Origin of the sequence: Brevibacillus sp. HB1.3 (assembly GCF_013186635.1) — a bacterium.
Lineage (GTDB): Bacteria > Bacillota > Bacilli > Brevibacillales > Brevibacillaceae > Brevibacillus > Brevibacillus brevis_D.
In genome coordinates this window covers 42,049-62,925 of the sequence record NZ_JABMIT010000018.1, presented here as the reverse complement: position 1 = coordinate 62,925, position 20,877 = coordinate 42,049, and the positions used below count along the sequence as shown (strand labels likewise).

15 protein-coding genes are annotated in these 20,877 nt (G+C 49.9%); all 15 read left to right on the top strand.

Annotated elements, in window-relative coordinates; genetic code table 11:
• The first annotated feature begins 31 nt into the window (after positions 1 to 31).
• Positions 32 to 1,225: an NAD(P)/FAD-dependent oxidoreductase gene (locus tag HPY31_RS27575; protein ID WP_172143200.1), complete on the top strand. Its 1,194-nt coding sequence runs from the start codon at positions 32 to 34 to the stop codon at positions 1,223 to 1,225.
• Positions 1,222 to 2,247, top strand: a complete 1,026-nt coding sequence (locus HPY31_RS27570) for a 4-hydroxyproline epimerase (protein ID WP_172143199.1) — start codon at positions 1,222 to 1,224, stop codon at positions 2,245 to 2,247. The genes HPY31_RS27575 and HPY31_RS27570 overlap by 4 nt, the downstream gene beginning before the upstream one ends.
• Positions 2,248 to 2,279: 32 nt before the next feature.
• On the top strand, positions 2,280 to 3,164 hold the full coding sequence (locus HPY31_RS27565) for a dihydrodipicolinate synthase family protein (RefSeq protein WP_172143198.1): 885 nt from the start codon (positions 2,280 to 2,282) through the stop codon (positions 3,162 to 3,164).
• A 14-nt stretch (positions 3,165 to 3,178) separates the two neighbouring features.
• Positions 3,179 to 4,618 carry an aldehyde dehydrogenase family protein gene (locus tag HPY31_RS27560; protein WP_172143197.1) on the top strand — a complete coding sequence of 480 codons (1,440 nt, stop codon included), beginning with the start codon at positions 3,179 to 3,181 and terminating at the stop codon, positions 4,616 to 4,618.
• Between the two features lie 43 nt (positions 4,619 to 4,661).
• Positions 4,662 to 5,666 (top strand): proline racemase family protein, encoded by a 1,005-nt coding sequence (locus tag HPY31_RS27555; protein WP_172143196.1) that lies wholly within the window; start codon positions 4,662 to 4,664, stop codon positions 5,664 to 5,666.
• Between the two features lie 152 nt (positions 5,667 to 5,818).
• Positions 5,819 to 6,184: a YisL family protein gene (locus HPY31_RS27550; RefSeq protein ID WP_172143195.1), complete on the top strand. Its 366-nt coding sequence runs from the start codon at positions 5,819 to 5,821 to the stop codon at positions 6,182 to 6,184.
• A 146-nt stretch (positions 6,185 to 6,330) separates the two neighbouring features.
• Positions 6,331 to 12,900, top strand: a complete 6,570-nt coding sequence (locus HPY31_RS27545) for a carboxypeptidase regulatory-like domain-containing protein (protein WP_371811818.1) — start codon at positions 6,331 to 6,333, stop codon at positions 12,898 to 12,900.
• Between the two features lie 118 nt (positions 12,901 to 13,018).
• Positions 13,019 to 13,912, top strand: coding sequence for a MurR/RpiR family transcriptional regulator (locus tag HPY31_RS27540; RefSeq protein WP_172143194.1), 894 nt, complete (start codon positions 13,019 to 13,021; stop codon positions 13,910 to 13,912).
• 56 nt (positions 13,913 to 13,968) lie between these two features.
• Positions 13,969 to 14,733: a glucosamine-6-phosphate deaminase gene (gene nagB, locus HPY31_RS27535; RefSeq protein WP_172143193.1), complete on the top strand. Its 765-nt coding sequence runs from the start codon at positions 13,969 to 13,971 to the stop codon at positions 14,731 to 14,733.
• Between the two features lie 120 nt (positions 14,734 to 14,853).
• The gene (gene hemQ, locus HPY31_RS27530; RefSeq protein ID WP_016741387.1) at positions 14,854 to 15,606 is read left to right on the top strand and encodes a hydrogen peroxide-dependent heme synthase; all 753 of its coding nucleotides are present in this window, start codon (positions 14,854 to 14,856) and stop codon (positions 15,604 to 15,606) included.
• A 121-nt stretch (positions 15,607 to 15,727) separates the two neighbouring features.
• Positions 15,728 to 17,392 carry a YcdB/YcdC domain-containing protein gene (locus HPY31_RS27525; protein WP_172143192.1) on the top strand — a complete coding sequence of 555 codons (1,665 nt, stop codon included), beginning with the start codon at positions 15,728 to 15,730 and terminating at the stop codon, positions 17,390 to 17,392.
• Positions 17,393 to 17,533: 141 nt separating this feature from the next.
• Positions 17,534 to 18,523: an aromatic acid exporter family protein gene (locus HPY31_RS27520; protein WP_172143212.1), complete on the top strand. Its 990-nt coding sequence runs from the start codon at positions 17,534 to 17,536 to the stop codon at positions 18,521 to 18,523.
• Between the two features lie 224 nt (positions 18,524 to 18,747).
• Positions 18,748 to 19,125: a DUF2642 domain-containing protein gene (locus HPY31_RS27515; RefSeq protein WP_172143191.1), complete on the top strand. Its 378-nt coding sequence runs from the start codon at positions 18,748 to 18,750 to the stop codon at positions 19,123 to 19,125.
• Positions 19,126 to 19,139: 14 nt separating this feature from the next.
• A complete protein-coding gene (locus tag HPY31_RS27510; protein ID WP_015892790.1) occupies positions 19,140 to 19,337 on the top strand; it encodes a hypothetical protein in 198 nt (65 codons plus the stop codon).
• Between the two features lie 29 nt (positions 19,338 to 19,366).
• Positions 19,367 to 20,860, top strand: a complete 1,494-nt coding sequence (locus HPY31_RS27505; protein ID WP_371811817.1) for a glycosyltransferase — start codon at positions 19,367 to 19,369, stop codon at positions 20,858 to 20,860.
• Positions 20,861 to 20,877: the final 17 nt, after the last annotated feature.

The window sequence follows — 20,877 nt, the reverse complement described above, 5'->3', positions numbered from 1 at the left end:
GTAGCAGAATACGCATTTGAGGAGAATCAGCATGACAGTACAAACCCATGCGCAGATTGCAGTAATCGGCGGTGGTATCATCGGCGCGGCGATTGCGTATTACGCTGCGAAGGCTGGATTGGATGTCGTTGTCCTGGAAAAAGGCGAGCTGGCATCAGGGACGTCCTCACGCTGTGACGGGAATATTTTGGCGATCGACAAGGACCCCGGCTTTGACAGTCAGATGTCCCTGAAAAGCCAGATGCTCGTTGATCAGCTAAGCAGGGAGCTAGACCATACGTTTGAATATCGGGCACCGGGGAGTATTCTCGTCTGCGAATCAGAATCTGAAATGGAAGCCGCTCATCAATGGGTGCGACGGCAAAAAGAAGCAGGCTTGCCGTTTCGGATGCTGGATAGGGCGGATATTCGGCAGGAGTCGCCTTACTTTGCCGACGACTTGCTGGGAGGCTTGGAGTGCGCCACCGATTCTACCGTCAATCCGTACATGCTGACCTTTGCCCTGTTTGAAGGAGCGAAAAAGCATGGAGCGAGGATCATACGCCGTACTGAGGTCAAGTCGCTTAGACGTGATCAGGCGACGGGAACGTTTCACATCGGGCTTAGTACAGGCAGCATGACAGCCAAGCAGGTCGTCAACGCCGCAGGGGTGTGGGCGCCAGTCATTGGCAAAATGGTTGGGGTGGACATTCCGATCGTTCCGCGCAAAGGGCATTTGATCGTCGCCTCGAGACAGATGCCTGTCGGTGTGCGAAAGGTGATGGAATTCGGCTATCTCATCTCGAAGTTTGGCGGCGTGCGACAAGTAGACGAGGAGACAGAGAAGTACGGAGTCGCGCTCGTATTTGAACCGACAGAAAGTCAGAACTTCTTGATTGGCTCCAGTCGTCAGTTCGCAGGCTTTGATACACAGATTGACCTGAATGTCGTCAGGTGCATGGCGAGAAGAGCACTGCGCTTTTATCCGAAGATCGCCGACTTCGCCATCATCCGCACCTATTGCGGTTTGCGCCCGTGGACAGAGGACCACTTGCCGATTATTTCTCGCGTAGAAGAAGTTCCCGGTTATTTCATCGCGGCTGGTCATGAAGGAGATGGAATCAGTCTGGCTGCGGTCACAGGCAAGCTGGTGTCCGAGATGCTAGTCGATCAGACAGACACCATCATTCCGACAGAGCCGCTGCGCTTGGATCGTTTTACGAAAAAAGGAGTGTTGCATCCATGAAAGCAACGAGAGTGTTTACCACCATTGACACGCATACTGGGGGAAACCCTACCCGCACGGTAATCAGTGGTCTGCCAAAGCTTACCGGAGCCACGATGGGAGAAAAAATGCTCCAGATGAAAGCCGAGTACGACTGGATTCGCACGTTTTTGATGTATGAGCCGCGCGGGCATGATGTGATGTCCGGGGCCTTGATCGTTGATCCGTGCCATCCGGATGCAGATGTAGGGGTCATCTATATCGAGACAGGCGGATACTTGCCGATGTGTGGCCACGATACGATCGGTCTTTGTACCGCACTAGTGGAGACAGGTATGATCCCTGTGACCGAGCCGGTGACAAAGCTTACGCTCGATACGCCAGCAGGATTGGTCGAGGTAGACATACAGGTAGAGGGAGGGAAAGCCAGGGAAGTATCATTTGTGAACATTCCAGCCTTCCTCTATCAAAAAGATGTGACTGTAGAAGTAGATGAGATTGGAGCGGTGACCTGCGATATTGCGTACGGTGGAAACTTTTATGCCATCACCGATGCACGCAAGCTCCAACTCGAACTGACACCAGCCCATGCATCCACCATTGTCGATACGGCCGTTGCGATTCGAAAAGCGTTGAATCAGGCGATGGAGATCGTTCATCCAGAGAAGCCGTTTATTCGTGGACTGACCCATGTGGAGTTCTATACGGCCCCTGACAATCCGGTAGCGGATGTGAAAAATACCGTCGTCGTACCACCGGGCGGAATAGACCGATCGCCATGTGGAACGGGCACTTCCGCTAAGCTGGCAACCTTGTTTGCCAAAGGGGAGATCGGGATAGACGAACCGTTTGTACATGAGAGCATCGTCGGTTCTCTGTTTACAGGAAGAGTACTGCAGGTGACGGAGGAAGGCGGGCTGCCTGCTGTCATCACCCGAATTGCAGGCTCAGCCTGGCTGATGGGCAAGCATACGATTTTTTACAATCCGGAAGACGAGCTGGCGAATGGCTTTTTGCTCATCCCAGCCGCAACTGATCATTAAAACAATACCCAAATGGGAGAGGAGAATGAAAAATGGCAAGATTTGAAGGAGTGTACGTGGCGATTGTCACGCCGTTTACAAACGATTATGAGGTGGATTACAAGCGTTTGGCGGAATTGTGTGACTGGTTGATTCAGGAGGGCGTAGACGGACTAGTTCCGTCCGGTTCGCTAGGGGAATACGCGACGATGACAGGAGAAGAGCGGGCCAAAGTCATTCAAACCGTAATCGCTGCTGCAAAAGGTCGAGTCCCAGTGGTCGTTGGCTCTGCTGCTCCGTCTACCCGGCAAGCAGTGGAATGGGTGCAATTCTCCAAGGATGCGGGAGCAGCAGGTGTGATGGCCTTGCCTCCGATTAACTACAAGCCATTGGAAAATGAAGTATTTGCCCACTATGAGGCACTGAACACCGTCGGACTGCCGATCATTGCCTATAACAATCCTCACGACTACAAAATCGACCTGACACCGGACATTTTGGCAAGATTGGCGAAGTTCGAAAATATCGTCGCTGTAAAAGAATTCTCCGGTGACGTGCGCCGCATGCAGGACATTCTGGCCCAGACAGACCTGGAAGTCATGGTCGGTGTAGATGATCTCGTCATGGAGAGTGGCTTGATCGGGGCGACAGGCTGGATTTCGGGTGTGCCGAATGCGCTACCTAAAGAAGGGGTGGAGCTGTTCCGTCTGGCACGGGCAGGCAAGCTCGGCGAAGCACAAGCGCTTTATCGTCGTTTGTTGCCACTGTTCCACTATGATGCAAGTCCACAGCTGGTACAGTCGATTAAATACATGATGGAGCTGGCGAATTTCCCTGTAGGACCGACTCGTCCGCCGCGTCTGCCACTGACTGAAGAATACTACGCAGGTATTAAAAAAGCGTTTGACTACGCTGTCGGCGCTGCAAGTGGACGATAAGGGGGATGGGCAGAATGCACAGCAAAAACTGGATTGGCGGCGAATGGATGACGCCGTCAGGGAAGGAACTAACCGTCAAAAACCCGTCGCGTACCACAGAAGAAGTCGGCGTTCTGCATCTGTCAGATCGGTCACATGTTTTTGCCGCTGAACAGGCAGCTCGTGTGGCACAGATCGGCTGGGCAAAACAAACAGGTGCGGCGCGTGGCGAAATTCTTTTTCAAATGGCAGCCGCTTTAGAGGCAAATGCAGACAGCTTGGCACTGCTGGCAAGCCGGGAAATGGGCAAGCAGCTTGGCGAGATGCGCGGAGAAGTGGCGCGTGGGGTTAGTCTGTTGCGCTATTATGCCGGAGAAGGGATGCGTTCCAACGGCAACCTGATTCCTTCTTCAGATACGAACGTGCTGCAATACAGCCGTCGCATCCCGCTCGGAGTCGTGGCGGTCATCACACCATGGAACTTCCCTGTCGCGATCCCCATCTGGAAGATCGCCCCTGCACTCATTTGCGGGAACTCGGTTATCTGGAAGCCAGCGGAAAATGGTTCACTCACGGCGACACGGCTAGCTGAAATATTAGCGGAAACAAAGCTGCCTGCGGGTGTGCTGAATCTGGTGATTGGCAAGGGCCGAGAGATCGGCAACACACTTACGAATGAAGCCGAGGTTGATGCAGTCAGCTTTACGGGCTCATCGGAAACAGGCAGACAGATTGCCATCGCGTGCGCGGGTCGTAATATCAAATATCAAACTGAAATGGGCGGAAAAAATGCGGCTGTCGTCTTGGCTGATGCTGATTTGGACAAAACCGTTCCGATTTTGCTCAGCGGCGCGTTTCGATCGGCTGGTCAAAAATGTACGGCTACCAGCAGGATCATTGTCGAAAAAGCGATCTACCAGCCACTTGTTGAGCGATTGCAAACGGCTATGGAGACATGCCGGGTAGGAGATGCCAGCGATTTGGAAGCGTATCTGGGGCCAGTTGCCTCGGCTGCACAGTACGAGACGGTTGGGCATTACATTGCCTTGGCGAAAGATGAAGCGACAGTCATTGCCCAAAGCCCCTCCTATGCAAAAGAGGAGCAAGGCTATTACATCCGTCCCCAAATCGTTGAGGGTGTCGCTGCTAATCATCGCCTCGTTCAGGAGGAAGTGTTCGGACCATTGGCTGTGCTTTTGACAGCAGACGGTTTTGAAGAGGCGGTGGAGCTGTGCAACCAGTCTGTATACGGACTGAGTGCTTCGCTGTTCACCCGAGATTTGGCGAGTGCCCATCGTTTTTTGGATGTGGCGCAGGCGGGAATGGTTCGGGTCAATCAGGAGACGGCAGGTGTGGAATACCAGGCTCCATTTGGCGGCATGAAGCTGTCCAGCTCGCATACACGAGAGCAGGGTCAGGCGGCACTTGATTTCTACAGTACGACGAAAACATGCGCGATCAAATACGCGTGGTGATCCAGCAAGCTTTTCGCTAATCGCATAAAAAGGTGAGGTTGTCATGTACATCAATCAGTTGTTTACGACGATCGAGGCCCATACAGGTGGGGAACCGCTGCGTATCATAACAGGCGGCATTCCGCCGCTTGCGGGCGAGACGATTTTGGAGAAGAGACGATACTTTCGGGAGGAACTGGACCATATCCGGCGGGTACTCATGTATGAACCGCGCGGCCATCATGGGATGTACGGATGTGTCATGACAGAGCCCGTCAGCCCAGATGCGGCATTTGGGGTGCTGTTCATGCATAATGAGGGCTATAGTACTATGTGCGGGCATGGAATCATTGCCGTTGTGACGGCTGCCATTGAGACTGGAATACTTCGGCTGGAAGGTCCAACAGAGCGTATTGTGATTGACAGTCCGGCAGGAAGAATCATTGCACACGCCACTGTGAAAGATTCGCTGGTCCATTCTGTCTCGTTTGAAAATGTCCCCTCCTTTGTTTTGGCACAAGACGTTCCTATTGAGTGGGGAGGACGTACTTTTTCTGTGGACATTTCTTTTGGCGGCGCATTCTATGCAGTCGTACAAGCGGAAGATATCGGGGTTCAGGTAGAAATGGAGCAATTGGCTGAGCTGCAAGAATGGGGCAGACGAATCAAGGAACAAATCGAGGCGAAAATGGAGGTCGTTCATCCGTTGGAGCCTGAGCTCAAAGGAATTTATGGGGTGATTATCTCGGATAAGCCGAGAGTGGAAGGATCGGATCTGCGCAACGTGACGATTTTCGCCGATAAGCAGGTCGATCGCTCCCCATGCGGTACAGGTACTGCGGCTCGCGTAGCCACCTTGCATGCGCGAGGCAAGCTGGCTCTTGGAGAAGCGTTTGTCCATGAAGGAATTGTCGGGAGCCAGTTTATCGGCAAGGTGGAAGCAACAACCCAGGTGGGCAGTTATCCAGCTGTCATTCCGAGCATAGAAGGCAAGGCGTTTATCACGGGCCTGCATCAATTTGTCGTTGACCCTACGGACCCGCTGAAAGACGGATTTTTACTGCGATAGGATCGTTTGCTAGAAAAAAGAGGTTGCCGATCACAGGCAGCCTCTTGTTCATCCCCGAAAAGCCTAGTCACAATACTGCCACGCATTGGGACATCAGCATTTTTTCCCTCCTTCTGGTATAATGGACAAGATTGAATTTAGGAGTAAAGGGGTTGAATTTTTTGCCGTACAAAGCGTTAATTGAAGCGCATGTGGGTAGCTGGGAAGTCGCATTCGTGCTCTTGATCGTTGCCTACATTCTGTATCGCGTGGGCAAAGCAAAAGCAGGCAAGATCGTACATATGCTGCTCAGACTCATGATGGTCATCATTCTTGTATCGGGAGCTTGGATGCTTTTCGTGGGTCACGCAACAGATTTCTATTACTACGTGAAGGGCATTATCGCGGTTATCGCCTTTGGTTTGATGGAAATGTCCCTTGGTAAAGCAAGGAGACAAGAAGGCAGCATCGGCTTCTTCATCGGCTGTATTGTCGTTTTGGTGCTGGTTATTCTGCTTGGCTATCGCGTACTTATGTAAGATAGGCAATACGGGAAGGAAGAGGGTTTTCTCGCAAGAAATATTTGCGGGCGAAAGCCCTTTTTTTATTTGGACGGGCACAGACAAGCCAATTAGCGAAGAGAGCTGGGGCCATATCACTCTATGTACATATGTTAGGGGGAGAGGTGAGGAAAGAAAAAATGGCCTATCCGTCTGACAGTCAATTCATCCCGTTTATGCTCGGGGGAAGTCCATTCGGAGACGTCCCAAACGATGAAAGTCCCGGCTCTGCCGACTTGGTAGGAAACGCTACGTTTCCCGTTGCCTTTTTGGCGTATGATGGAACGTATCTCTACTTTCGGATGAGAGTCAATGAAGATCCAAGAAATTCGCAAAAAACAGGGTTTCAAAACTTTGCTTGGGGATATTTGATCAATACAACAGGAGTGACTGGCACATACCAATGGATGTTGGGCGTGCAAGGCTTGCGCAACCGAGTTGCCTTGATTCAAAACACCATTGTTGAATTTAACTCCTGGAACGATCCCGCAGAGGGCACAAACGGCAGTGGAGCCCCCAACTGGCAAGCGCCGATTATCAATTTTGACACGGCTCGTGTGCGGCTGACGAATGACGGCTCTAATTTTAGTGGCACTCCTGATTACTTCATCGATCTCGTCATGCCGGCTGCTACTTTTTTTTCAACGATCGGTGTTACCTCCCTTACTTCCATTCGCTTCCTCCCTTTTACCTCTGCAAATGACAATAATTACAACAAAGACTCTCTGCGAACAAGTGAAGGCTTTAGCTTTGAAAATTCCTTGAGCAATACGACTTCGGTGGCGACAGGAGACGTTCGGGCTAGCCTTGCCATCGATAAGCAAGTAACAGCAGGACCAACCGTTGTTACTACAGGACAACTATCGCAATGGACGGGATCGATCACTGTCACCAATACCGGGAAGAGCCAGGCAGCGACAGTTGTTGTCAACGATTTGATCGAACTGGATCAGGTAACGGCTTTTACGGTGAATGCAACAAGTATCGGCTCTGTCATCTACAATCCCCTCACGAAGGTGCTCAGCTGGACGATTGGTAATTTGGCCGCTGGTTCTACTGCCAGCTTGTCATTTACGGTCAGTGGGGTTTTCGCGGTCTCTCCCGGCGGAACACGGAGCTTAAACACAGCGACAGTTACTGGCGTAGACAGCTTTTCTGGCGGAACGCTTTCTCCTGTTCAGGACAATATTGTCATCACGGTTAACTTGGCTGGTAGTGTGGCTGGCGTGGTGCTTGATCAGTCCACAAACTTGTCTGTAGCAGGTGCGCAGGTCGCGCTGTATGATTCGATTCCCGTATTAATCGGAACGACGACAACAGACACAGATGGTGCCTATTCGTTTACTGGATTGGCTCCTGGTCTGTATTCTGTGTCGGTGACCGCGCCGACTTATAACGCCAAAATCCAATTCGTGAGCGTTTTGGCAGGGCAGACCACAAGAGCAAACATTTTGCTTCCTCCGAGTCCGGGCCAGGTGAATGGGACGATAACAGATACCGGATTGGCTCCCATCTCTGGGGCAGTGGTAAAGCTCATTAATACGACAGGCGTGACTGTAAGCCAGGCAGTGACTGGGGGCGGGGGGACTTACCAGTTTACCAATGTCGTGCCGGGTGCCTACACCCTTGCAGTCAGTGCGGATACATTCCAGCCAGCAACCGTTGCAATCAATGTCATTCGAGCTCAGACGACAACACAAAATGTTGGGCTTCAAACATCGGTTGCAAAGCTCTCCGGACTGGTAACAGGTCCTGGTGGCATACTGATCGCCGGAGCATTGGTGGAAGTGCTGAGTCAGACAGGGATTACGCTAACGGAAACAACAACAGATGGAGCTGGCACGTATCTGCTGACCAAGCTCGCAGGAGGTATTTATCAAATCCGCGTCAGTGCCGCGGGCTTTTCCACACAATTAGCTGGAATCAGTCTGCAAGCGGGCGATGCCAAGGTACTTCATTTTTCTCTGACGACTGCATTTGGAACGGTAAGTGGAACCATTTCCGATGCGCAAACGGGTGAAGAAATCCCAAATGCGAGCATCAAGGTGGTATCTCGCTCAGGGATTGCTGTGGGAGAGACAGTAACCGACGCGAATGGAGACTACGCTTTATCCTTGCTTGGTTTGGAAAACTATGTCCTTACGGCTGCTGCAGAGGGGTATGCGGGCAAAACAGTTGGGATAGGGATCAATGCTGGAGCGACTACAGCGGTTGACCTCCAATTGGAAAAACTGGCAGGGGTATTGAATGGGACTGTCTCGGACACAGGGAGCAATCCGCTTGGTAATGCTACTGTCATTGTTATGAAGGGAATTGTTCCTGTAGCGCAGACCATTACCGACAGCGCTGGCACCTTTTCCTTTCCGCACTTGGCCCCAGGCACGTATACCGTGACCGCTTCGGCTTCTGGTTACTCCACTATTGTGTTGGGGGCAACTGTGCAGCCTCAGGAAATATCGTCCCTTGCTTTTGTCCTACAAGCATCTCCGGGATCAATCGCAGGACAGGTGGTCGACAGCGGCAATCAGCCTATTCAGGGTGCCGCTGTGATCGTAAGGGATAATACGGCAGCGGGCGCTGTCGTCGCTACTGTATTGACTGATGGAAACGGACAGTATGTGGTACCTAATTTGCTACCGCAGGCGTACGTTGTCATCGTATCTGCTCCGAATAAAACGACAGTAATCACAGGGGCAATCGTCACCTCTTTAACGACAACAATGGTGAATGTGCAACTGGCAGACTTGCCGGGAAGCATTTCAGGTTCGGTTTTTGATGCTACCTCTGGTCTGCCGATCACTGGTGCTTCGATAGCGGTTAGCGTGTTGAACCAAGCAGGGGCAATCGTCGCCCATGCAAATAGCGATCTGTCGGGCAATTACCAGATCACAGGGCTTGCACCAGGAGTTTATACCATTACGGCCCGTGCAACCAATTATGAAACAAACAGTGCTTCAGCTACTGTACTTGCCAACATAAATACGCCTGTCAGCTTGGCGTTGTTTGCGAGTCCGGGTGAGATCCAAGGGCAGGTGCTTGCAGCAGGGACGTTACAGCCGATTGCCGGTGCTCAAGTAAATGCACTCGATTTCAATGGCTCTGTCGTGCATTCGGTATATAGCGATAGTCAAGGAAGCTTTGTGATCACGGGCTTGGCGCAAGGTCAATACGCCATCAGTGCTTCGGCGGATGGTTTTCAGTCCAATCATGTCGGAGCCATTGTATTCGCGAATACAACTACTTCTGTCCAGGTTCAGCTCAATCAGGATTTCGGCACTATTAACGGTACAGTAGCTCCTGTCGTACCGGGAACGACCATTCAATTGTTTGATAACAATAACCTGTTGAAAGATACATTCGTTGCAGATGGAAATGGGGTATTTTCATTTTCAGGGGTCGCACCAGGTTCTTATATCCTTATCGCTACCGCTCCAGGATTCGCTGTTCAATCTGTTGGGGCGATCGTACAGCCAGGGCAGATGACCATCGTTTCCTTTACGCTAATCCCGAATCCGGGCAGTATTTCTGGAACGGTGGAAGACACGGGTATGCAGCCAATTGTCAATGCCGTTGTTCGTATTCTAGATTTGAATGAGACGACAATAGGCTTTGGTTATACGGATTCAAACGGGGTCTATACAATTGGCAACCTGCCTGCCGGATCATTTGTCGTGGTGGCAAGTGCCCCTGAATATGTTACGGGCTCGGTTGGTGTTACTTTTGGACCCGGTGAAAATAAGACCGGAGTAGACTTTGTTCTTGAGGCGAATGCAGGCGGGATTAGTGGACAGGTGACGGACGCGACGAATCCCGCGGTATTCATTGCAGGCGCTGTTGTCCTGATTCGTTCCATAAGTAACGGAAATGTAGTGGCTACAGCAAGCACCGACCAGACGGGCAGCTATTTGATTCAACATCTGTTGCCGGGTGCTTATACCGTCACGGTCAGTGCGCCTAGCTATGCAGATCAATCAGTAGGGGCCAATGTAGTCAGTGGAGAAACGACAGGGGCTAGTGTGGCGCTTCTGCCTTTGCCTGGGTCCATCGTGGGCAGTGTCATAAATAGCTTGGGTGTACCAGTTACGGGAAGCGAAATCAGCGTCAAGCTGTTGGATAGCAATCAAGCCGTCAAACAGAGCTTGCTCGCGAATGAATCGGGTGTGTTTTTCATTGGGAGTGTCTCTCCTGGCGTTTACACCGTGATCGCATCAGCGTCTGGATATGCCGTAGGAAGTATTGGCGTGATCGTTGCAGCCAATACCGCAACACCGACAACTGTCACATTACCTGACTTGCCAGCGGCTATTTCGGGTGTAGTGACCAACCAGATGACGGGATTCGGGATTCCGGGAAGCACCGTGCTCATTACGGATGGCCATGGCGTTGTGCTTGCTCAATTATTGACAGATAATCAAGGCAATTTTTTGGCTGAGAAGCTTCCGCCGAGTGTTGTAAATGTAACTGTTTCTGCGCCGAACTTTGTATCCGTCTCGCAGGCGGTTATTTTGCAAGGGGGCATTACCACCACCTTTCAGCAGGCATTAGTTCCCAATCCCGGGAGTTTATCCGGTGTTGTGACTGATCAGGAGACGGGCTTGCCGATCATTGGTGCAACGGTAATCGTCTTCGACAGCACTCGTGCTGCTGTGGGCTCCGTACTGACAGATACAACGGGAAACTTTTCGTTTGATAGGCTGGCTCCTGGAGGGTACACCGTCAATGTCAATGCAACTGGATATGCAAGCGATGTAGCTGGCGCACAGATACAAGCGGGGGCGGCGTCCGTACTTAGCTTTGCGTTAAACGAGTTGCCCGGTGGGATAGCTGGTACAGTGCGAGACGAAGGTACGGCTTCACCGATTGCCAGTGCGGTCATTACGGTTCGACAAGGAAGTCCGTCTGGAACGATACTGGCTATTGTCCTGACGAATGCGCAGGGTCAGTATATGGTGAGTGGATTATCTCCTGGGAGCTATACACTGATCGCAAGTGCGACGGGTTTCGCTGCTGAGGCTTCAACAGCTATGGTCGGATTGGGAGCGACTACCGGCCTTGATTTTTCTTTGCCGAGTCTACCTGCAAGTGTCACAGGAGAAATTAGTGACGCCATTCTCACCACACCCTTACCGAATACGCTCATCCGTTTGCTGGGCAACAATAACACGATTCTCTTTGCAACGCAGACAGACGCTCAGGGGATATACTTCATGAATGGTTTTGTGGCTGGAAATTACACCATTTTGGCAAGGAACGAAAGCTATCAGAGGGAGAGTGTCTCCTTTGATGTAGCCGCTGGAGGAACAGCTACAGTTAATATTCCACTGGACCCGAACCCAGGTGATTTGCAGGGCACCGTCAGGGATGCGTTTGATGGCACGCCACTGGTAGGGGCGGAAGTATTGATCTATTTCCCTGGCACAAACAATTTGTTATCTCGGACGATTACGGACGGTCTCGGTCAGTTTAGGATCGATGGCTTGGCGCCATTAACTTATACGCTTGCGATTAGCGCTCAAAACTACACCACCCAGCCTGTTGGTGCGACGATCTTTTCCGGACAAACGACTGCGATTGATATGGGGCTCCCTCCCTTTCCAGCTACTGTAACAGGTCAGGTACAGGCTGCCGGTGGAGCTGTCGTTCCCAATGCATTGGTACAGGTGAAGGATTCACATGGAACATTGTTCGGCAGCGCAATTACAGATGACTTGGGCCATTTCTCTGTTGGTAACCTGCCACCTGGGACGTATTTGATTAGCGCAAGTGAAGATAGCTACGCAACAGCAACACAAAGCATAACAGTGCCCGCTGGACAGACAATAAGCGGAGTTATTCTCACGATGTCTCCTCTTCCAGGCAACATCTTCGGACAGGTGACCAATCAGTTGACAGGACTCCCGATCACAGGGGCGGCCGTTGCGATTCAGCTGTTTGCAAACGGTTTGTTTGTTGCCAACACCGTTACGAACCAGAGTGGGCAATTCCAGGTGAAAGGCTTGACGGCCGGAGAGTACAATGTCATCGCAAGCGCAGATGGCTTCGGTACACATTACAGTACCGTTACGGTCGCAAACGGGCAGACGACCGTAACGACAGTCGAGCTATTGCCATTCGCCGGAACGATATCCGGGATTGTCCTCTTGCCAGACGGAAATCAAGCCAGTGGTAACAATATTCAATTGTCGCTATTCCATTCAAAACAGATTCGGTTGCAAAATATCCTGGCTGAGCCGGATGGCACATTCTATTTTGTCAATGTCGCTCCGGGGACGTATACCGTTATCGGGACCATCCCGGGCATTGGTAGCGGTCAGGCAGAAGCAGTCGTTTTGCCGAACCAAACAACCTTTATCATCATCCGCCTTTCTCAAACGGGTACGATACAAGGAACGGTTCGATCCGGTTTAACAGGCTTGCCAGTTGCAGGAGCGACTGTATATGTGCAAACGGTAAATCAAACGAACAGAACGACTGTAGTTGTACAAACAGACAGCTTCGGCAGGTACAAGGTGACGGGTCTTGCTCCTGGCACCTACTTGGTTGTAGCCAATGCAATGGGGAGTGGAGAAGCGAGAGGAACAGTAACGCTAGGTGCAGGGGAAATCGTGACGCTCGACCTAGTTCTAGTTCCAGCATCCATGAGCGGATCTTTTCGAGTCGCAACATGTCCGACTATTTTATTTACCCCATTTTGATGGTTTGGAGAATTACTCCACTTAAAAATATAAATATGGCGGATAACTCCTTTTTTGGTATAATAGCTGTAGAAATACGGCTATTTTGTTTTGGGTAAAAACAAGAGGAGCGAGCTATATGACGAAACAGCAAGAGGAGCAGTCCCATCCATTGACAGCTACCATCACGAAGACAAATACGCTTTTGCATATTCAGAGTCTCCTTCCCTCCTTTACGAAATCGGAGCAAAAGGTTGCCCATATTGTCTTACAGCAGACAGACAGCGTGATTTATTCATCGGTGATTGACCTTGCCGAAAAGGCCGGAGTGGGTGAGACGACCGTTTTGCGATTTTGCAGGAAAATAGGCTTTCATGGCTATCAGGAATTCAAGCTGGCATTGGCCCAGGAATTGGTTAATCCAGTCAAAAACTTGCATGGCGAAGTAGGAGAAGACGATTCGCTGGACATCATCACGCACAAAGTAACCGCAACCAATCAACAGGCGATTGGGGATACCTCGGCGCTGTTTCAGCTCGAACAGCTGGAGCGCTGTGTAGACCTTTTGCAAAAAGCAAACACGATCCATTTTTACGGGGTAGGCACGTCTGCGGTAACAGCCCAGGATGCCAAGTACACGTTCTTGCGGATTGGGCTTCGCGTGGACGCTTTTAATGAATCGCATTTGCAAGCGATGGCTGCGGCCACACTAGGCCCGGGGGATGTCGCAATCGGTTTGTCTGTATCAGGCAGTACGAAAGACACGATCGATTCATTGAAAGTCGCCAAACAGGCAGGCGCAGCTTGCATTTGTCTGACGCACTATCGACGTTCGCCGATTACGAATGTAGCGGACATTACGCTTTTAACCGCAGCGCAGGAAGGTCCGTTGCAGGGGGGCTCTCTCGCAGCGAAAATTGCACAGCTGCATGTACTGGATGTTATCAGTACGACAATCACGATGCGCAACAAGGAGAAGGCCCTTTTATATAAAGAAAGAACAGCGAAGGCTGTCCTAGAGAGAAAATACTAAGTGGTAGTTCAAAAAGTCGTCTTTTGATCATGGATATGGAATAGGAGTGGTTGGAAATGAAGCTCGTGATCGTGAAAGATTACACGGAGCTCAGCAGAAAAGCTGCTGAAATGCTCGTAAGCGAAGTAAAAGCAAATCCGAAGACCGTCCTTGGCCTTGCAACCGGAGGCACGCCAGTAGGGATGTACCGTGAGCTGATCAAGTTGTCGCAAGCACAGAGCATCGATTTTTCGCAAGCGAGCAGCTTTAATCTGGATGAATACGTCGGACTTTCCTCGACTCATCCGCAAAGCTATCGCTCGTATATGGAAGAAAACTTGTTCAATCACATCAACATTCCTGCGGAGAAAACACATGTGCCAGTTGGGAATACGACAGATCATTTGGCAGAGTGTGCACGCTATGAGGAAGCGATCCGATTAGCAGGCGGGATTGATATCCAGGTGCTGGGGATCGGCAATAACGGCCATATTGGCTTCAACGAGCCTGGCTCTCCTGCTGACTCATTGACGCGCGTGGTCCAGCTCACTGACAGTACGATTGAAGCAAATGCCCGCTATTTTGATAGTGTGGAACAGGTACCGACTCAGGCAGTTTCCATGGGGATCAAGACGATTCTTGGCGCTAAAAAAGTTGTACTTCTCGCAAGTGGAGAGGCAAAGGCAGAAGCCGTGCGATTGATGCTAGAGGAAGAGCCTACGTCAGATGTCCCAGCCTCCTTATTGCAATTGCATAGAGACGTAACCGTTATTGTAGATCAGGAAGCAGCGAGCAAGCTGACCACCTCCATACTGGCAGGAACCAAACCAAGCGGCAGCTAATACACCGCTTGGTTTTTCTTTTGCTTGTTCACCAATCTGTTCCGAATACGCACTTGTTCCTTATGCTATACTGGGAATGTTGCAAGAAGGTCACCAGATTTTTCTAAGGAGCTGATTTTAATGAGCGCAAACGAAGCGTTGCTTACATTAGAAGGTTGGTATACGTATCATAATTTCCGCACCATCAATTGGGAAAAGTGGAAAGCAGCGTCCACAGCAGAACGCAAAGAAGCGTTGGACGAGCTGAATGCTTTGATCCGCACATGGGAAGCGAATGAGGGCGAGAACCAAGGAAGCACGGCTGTGTACTCCATCCTCGGACACAAAGCAGACCTCGTGTTCATGTTCCTGCGTCCTACTATGCAAGAACTCGATGAGATCAAAACGGTGTTCAATAAAACTCGCTTTGCTGCTTATACAGAAGCTCCTTATTCGTATGTATCCGTAGTAGAGCTGAGCAATTATGTAAATAGCCCAGGTGAAGATCCAAAAGCGAATCCGCATGTGCGCGACCGCCTCTATCCTATCCTGCCAAAATGGGAGCACATTTGCTTCTATCCAATGAACAAAAAGCGCGATCTGCAAGACAACTGGTACATGCTCTCCATGCAGGAGCGCCAAGAAATGATGCGCTCCCACGGCTTGATCGGTCGCTCCTACGCTGGCCGCGTGAAGCAAATCATTGGTGGCTCCGTTGGTTTCGACGATTGGGAGTGGGGCGTTACCCTCTTTGCCAACGATCCGCTGGAATTCAAGCATATCGTCTACGAAATGCGCTTTGACGAAGTGAGTGCGCGCTTCGGTGAATTCGGCAACTTCCTCGTAGGAAACATATTGAATGAAGAAACACTGGTGAAAAAGCTGGAAGTATAATCAACATGCCCAAAAATCCGCTGTGCGAGATCGTCGCATTGGCGGATTTTTTTATTTGAGCCTTTGTTGTTCATAAATGGTAAAATAAGGTTGTTTGGAGTTAGAGAGGAGAGGTTGATTTGTGTTAAAACGTACTAAATCGTGGGGACTTTCACTAGGAGTGTCATCTACCCTTTTGACGACAACTGTATTTGCATCAGCAGGGGGAGGAATACTGACGCCAGTCGTACATGCTGCCGAGAAGACGCTTTCGGAGAAAGAGGCAATCGCACTTGCCCAGAAGCAGTTGAAGATTCTGGGTGAGTATAAGCACAAAGATGCCGAATTCGTAGATGGCATTGAAATGTTGTGGGGAAAATCCATATGGTATACCAGTTGGGATAAAGAAAATGGTGGAAGTTTAGGTGTGCAACAGGATGCAACATCGGGGAAAATATGGAAATACGAGTATCTTGGGGAAGAACAGGATTTGGATGCAAATCAAAAGAAACTAACGGAAGATCAGGCGTTTCAAGTAGCGACTCAATTTCTTAAGCAAGTAGCGACAGAAGAAGAACGGAGCCGTTTATCCAAGCCCAATGAATATCCTGATTCTGACATTTTCTATACGCGCGATAGACAGGGAATAAATGTTAATTTTACTCGTATCGAAAACGGGGTTCCTTTTCTGGAGAATGGGTTTCGACTGATAGTGGGTAATGATGGAGAAGTGATTTATTTTGAGCGGCGTTGGTCTGAGGGGAAACTTCCAGCTGCTTCGAAAGTTATCGAGATAACGGAAGCGGAGAAGAAATGGGATGAAGGGGCATTTCCAACATTTTTAAACAAGGATATGGGGTCCGTCTCTCGGAAGGAATCTGAACCATACCAGCTCGTGTATGAATTCCTGAGTAACGACCCGCAGTTTGTAGATGCCATCACAGGAAAAATGCTTGATTCGTATGGACAGGTTGCCAAAGAAAGGAAGATACAGCCGTTAGGGAAAACCGTTCCTCCTTCCACCGCAGAAAGAAAGCTCATTACGAAAGACGAGGCGCAAAAAATAGCCGAGCAACAGCTCAAAAAGCTCCCTGGTACATATCTTTCGAGTGGCAGGATTAGTGAATCAGGCTCAGAATCTGATCGAAAGGTCTGGTTTTTCGAGTTTACCTCCCAACCAGGGGAGGGCAAAAAGTCAGATACTGTGAAAATAGGGATTGACGACAGTGGCTATTTCGTCCAATACAACGTGAATCAAAAAACCAGGTTCAGAGAAGAGAGCAAGAAAATAGAAAAGGGTATTACCTGGGAACAAGCACAAGAGACTGCACGAAAGCTCGTACAAACATTCTACTCCGATCAGTTAGGAATAATATATGCGGTCGATTACGCTCCAAGTGAGCAAAGGATCAAAGAAATCTGGGAAAATGATGAACCGTTTGAGATCGAATTTGGCTATCTGATAAACGGCGTACCGGCAGGCGATTCCAGCATCTTTCAAGTCAATGTCGACGCTGAAACAGGGGATGTAGTGGATCTGTATAACCATTATTATAAGCTTGGACCTTCGGGTGCTTCATCTCTTCCCCAAAAAAATGAAGATGCTATCGATCTGAATGCGGCGAAAAAAGTCGTGAAAGAGAACAAGAAGCTTATGCTCACCTACTTTCATCCAAAAGTAAGGGGGAGTAATGGACTAATGAAAATGCTTGAACAGCCACTCCTCGTCTATCGTTATGTGGGAGAGAATGGGTTCGTCACAGCAGATGGCAAGTGGCACAGTTTTACCAAGGAACGAAAGCAGTAATCCAGTAGGAGGCACGAGCTAGACCGCAAGAATATCCTAGCCAACATTCCTACGAAAATTTATGAAACCTTGTCTTTGGTTCCCGGACACTTTTTGTTAAAGTAAACAGGAAAGCATTTTTGACAGCGGAGGGGAACAAGACTGGGCTTTCTCAAGTTTAAAATTGGTTATCGTACGTTAAAAACAGCCATTGGAACGGCTATCTCGATTCTGATCGCCCAGCAGCTAGGCTTGATGTTTGCTTCTTCTGCGGGGATCATTACGATCTTGTGTATTCAGGTAACAGTCAAGCAATCGTTTCAGACAGCGTGGAATCGGATTCTGGCCAGTTTATTGGGTCTGGGAATCGGTGTTTGTCTGTTTTCCCTTATGGGCTATACGCCGATTGCCATTCTCCTTTTCATTTTGCTTTTCTTGCCGCTCGCGGTGCGTTTTGGCATTCAGGAAGGCTTCGTCAACAGCATGGTGGTGCTTATGCATCTGTATTCTTCAAAGAGAATCGATGGGATGCTATTGCTAAATGAGGTCGCTTTGCTCGTCATCGGTGTGGGTGTAGCCCTACTGGTCAATCTGTACATGCCGAGTCTCGATAAAGAGCTAAAAGGGATGCGAGTAAAGGTGGAGAAGCTGTTCAGCAAAATTTTGCGGGAGTTCTGCTACTACTTGCGTCACGGGGAAAGTGATTGGGACGGGAAAGAATTGATCGAAACAACCGGTGTCTTGGAAACGGCAATTCGTTTAGCCTCACGAGATGTTGGCAATCGATTGAGCCGTCGTAATGATTCGTACTACGAGTATTTTGTGATGCGGCAAAAGCAGTTCGAGCTACTGGAACGCATGATGCCAATCGTCTCTTCCTTGGACAATCAGGTGACAGAGAGCCATCGGATCGCAGATTTTCTTGAGCGAATCAGTGACTCGGTACATCCGGGCAATACCGCCTACCGCTTCATCGACCAACTACGCGTGATGCAAGAGGAGATCAAGGCAGCAGATTTGCCGCGAACGCGAGAGGAATTTGAGACGCGTGCCTCGCTTTTCTACCTTCTGCGGGAAATTGAGAGCTATTTGTTCATCAAGCATGAGCTAGGCAAGAACAGGGACGAAAAGGCACAGGTGGCAAAGAGTTAGCCAAAACAGTACGGAACAATGAAAGAGTTGTAGAATATCGAAGGAAGGGCTGCGAATACATTTCGCAGTCTTTTTTTGTTTTTCGGTAAAAACTCCGTGAACTTTTCATTAAAACCAAAAAATTACACAGTTGTCCTAGTACGTTTTTGAACTTACTTGTATACCGTGTACAAGCGGCGAAAAATAAATCAAAAGAGTAGGATCAAGGAGATGAGAGTGACCAGATGAAATTAATTGTGAATGAAAAAGAGTTGAAAGAGTATTTTCAAGGGCTGCGACGTCTCGTTTGGGGAAAAGACCAAAGAGACGAAGAAGTCGAAAATGACAAGGAAGAAGCTATTCGCTGTTCGCTTCGCAAAGAGCTGTATACAGAAGAATTCGCCGCGTTTCTGCAAGAAAACCACAGTAATTTGCTGCGACAAGATTCTTTTCGTAAAGTGCTGCTGCGCTATTTGCATGAAAACGTCGAGCTGGGAACAGATGCAGGAAGTGTCACAGGGGTCCTGAATGAGGTTGGTAGGGACTATGCTGAAATCATAGAGTCAGGCGGTTCACGTGTGCTGATTCGTTTCACACAAATTAATTATGTTCATGAGGTGTAAGGAGGAGAAGACAAATGAACTATGTTCAGAAATTGAGAACGTTTATAGGCGATAGTGTACAAGTCGTAATCGGATTAGACGTGATTAACGGTGAGTTGCTTGGCGTGACCAATTCGACATTAACCGTGCTTGCAGCAAGTGATCCCGGCTATGGCGGTGGCCAAACAGTAGTATTTCAGCTCGATCGCATCACGTACGTGCGCGTTCTCTAATGAAAGAGAGGCAAGGGATAAGGGGCCTAGTGCCCCTATCCATTCTAATCTCTGCCATGCATGGGACAGCTCATCTGCCAAAGCTGATCGCCGCATGCAAACAGCTTGCGCCTCTGGAGATCATCGTGATTTCGACAAGGGTCCTGGAACTTGACTCAGGTGTCCGCGTCGTTCTTGCAGAGGCTGCTGAGAATCTATTCTCATGGCGGAGAGAGGCTGCCAAGCATGCAAAAGGGAGTGTCCTGCTATTTCTCGGTGAAGAACAAATCCATTCGCTGTCTGGATTACAGCGCTTCTTGTTCCCGATTTTATATGGAAAGACACAGGTCGTTTTGCCCCAGCAGGATATGCGACACAGGAGGCTGACAAAACCAAGGCCTATCCACAGTTTTTCCCTGCTACTAAATAATCTCTTCGGCCGCACTGATCTGCGTGAAGCTTCCTTACTAGACACCCCTCACGCGATGACCAGAGAGGCGCTTTCCAAAATCGGAGTGGAACAGCTGGCACAGCCTGCCCAAGCGCACAAGCGGGCCGTTATGAGCGGGCTGTCCATTACCGCGCAAACCTTTGGAACGGGGACGGAAGAACGGATATTTTTGCCCCAGCTTCACGGTTCGTTGCTCAAAGAGCTCTCTTTGTATGAAAAGCTGGTGATTGCCGAACAGCTTGATCTCGCCTCGCGTCTTCCTTTTCGCGGCGGACTGTCCGATGGAGGCCGGCGAAGAGATATAGCAGAGAATGTGAGTAGTAAAAACAGTGGTATGTCTGTTACACAGGTAGGGAAATGGCCTTTGCGACGAACAACTCTTTACGGTGGGAAAACGGTATCCGTGATCATTCCAGCCCGTAACGAGGCAGCGACGATCCAGCAAGTGATCCGTGAAGTTCTTCGACTGGACCCTGCTGAGATCATCGTGGTCGTCAATGGTTCCGTTGATCAAACAGCACAGCTTGCCCGTGAATGCGGCGTGACGACCGTAGAGTTCCGATTTGCATTGGGCGTCGATACTGGACGGGCAATTGGAGCAAGTCTATCGAAAGGCGACATCCTGTTGTTTGTCGATGCGGATATGATTATGACCGCCCATGATCTGTACCCATTTGTTCTCGCGTGTGAGTGCGGCGTGGATGTGGCCCTAAACGATGTTTCTGTATTTTTGAATCAGCCTTGCCCAGACAATGTCTTCGTGGCTTGTCGCCAAGCGCTCAACTTGGCTTTGGATCGTAAGGATTTGGGGATCGGGTCTATGGTGACCGTCCCCTTTGCCTTACGCAGGGAAGCGGTTGCTCCGCTTGGATGGCACATACTGCTTTGCCCGCCAAAAGCACAAGCAGCATACGCTCAGGCAGGTGTAAAGATGGAATTGGTTCATCAGGTGAACAGCTTCACCTCCAACCGACTCCGGCCAGAAAAACACTTCGCCAGCTCCGGAATGCCCCCCGCCGTCGAACAGATTGCGGGTGACCACGTGGAAGCTTTGCAGTTTCTGGCGAAAGGACGGCAGCGAGATGAGATGTGAAAACAAGAAGACTGGAA

What these genes read in the sequence shown, in the direction of transcription:
- HPY31_RS27575 (WP_172143200.1), top strand. Translation starts at nt 32, where the DNA reads ATGACAGTACAAACCCATGCGCAGATTGCAGTAATCGGCGGTGGTATC.
- HPY31_RS27570 (WP_172143199.1), top strand. Translation starts at nt 1,222, where the DNA reads ATGAAAGCAACGAGAGTGTTTACCACCATTGACACGCATACTGGGGGA.
- HPY31_RS27565 (WP_172143198.1), top strand. Translation starts at nt 2,280, where the DNA reads ATGGCAAGATTTGAAGGAGTGTACGTGGCGATTGTCACGCCGTTTACA.
- HPY31_RS27560 (WP_172143197.1), top strand. Translation starts at nt 3,179, where the DNA reads ATGCACAGCAAAAACTGGATTGGCGGCGAATGGATGACGCCGTCAGGG.
- HPY31_RS27555 (WP_172143196.1), top strand. Translation starts at nt 4,662, where the DNA reads ATGTACATCAATCAGTTGTTTACGACGATCGAGGCCCATACAGGTGGG.
- HPY31_RS27540 (WP_172143194.1), top strand. Translation starts at nt 13,019, where the DNA reads ATGACGAAACAGCAAGAGGAGCAGTCCCATCCATTGACAGCTACCATC.
- nagB (WP_172143193.1), top strand. Translation starts at nt 13,969, where the DNA reads ATGAAGCTCGTGATCGTGAAAGATTACACGGAGCTCAGCAGAAAAGCT.
- hemQ (WP_016741387.1), top strand. Translation starts at nt 14,854, where the DNA reads ATGAGCGCAAACGAAGCGTTGCTTACATTAGAAGGTTGGTATACGTAT.
- HPY31_RS27515 (WP_172143191.1), top strand. Translation starts at nt 18,748, where the DNA reads ATGAAATTAATTGTGAATGAAAAAGAGTTGAAAGAGTATTTTCAAGGG.
- HPY31_RS27510 (WP_015892790.1), top strand. Translation starts at nt 19,140, where the DNA reads ATGAACTATGTTCAGAAATTGAGAACGTTTATAGGCGATAGTGTACAA.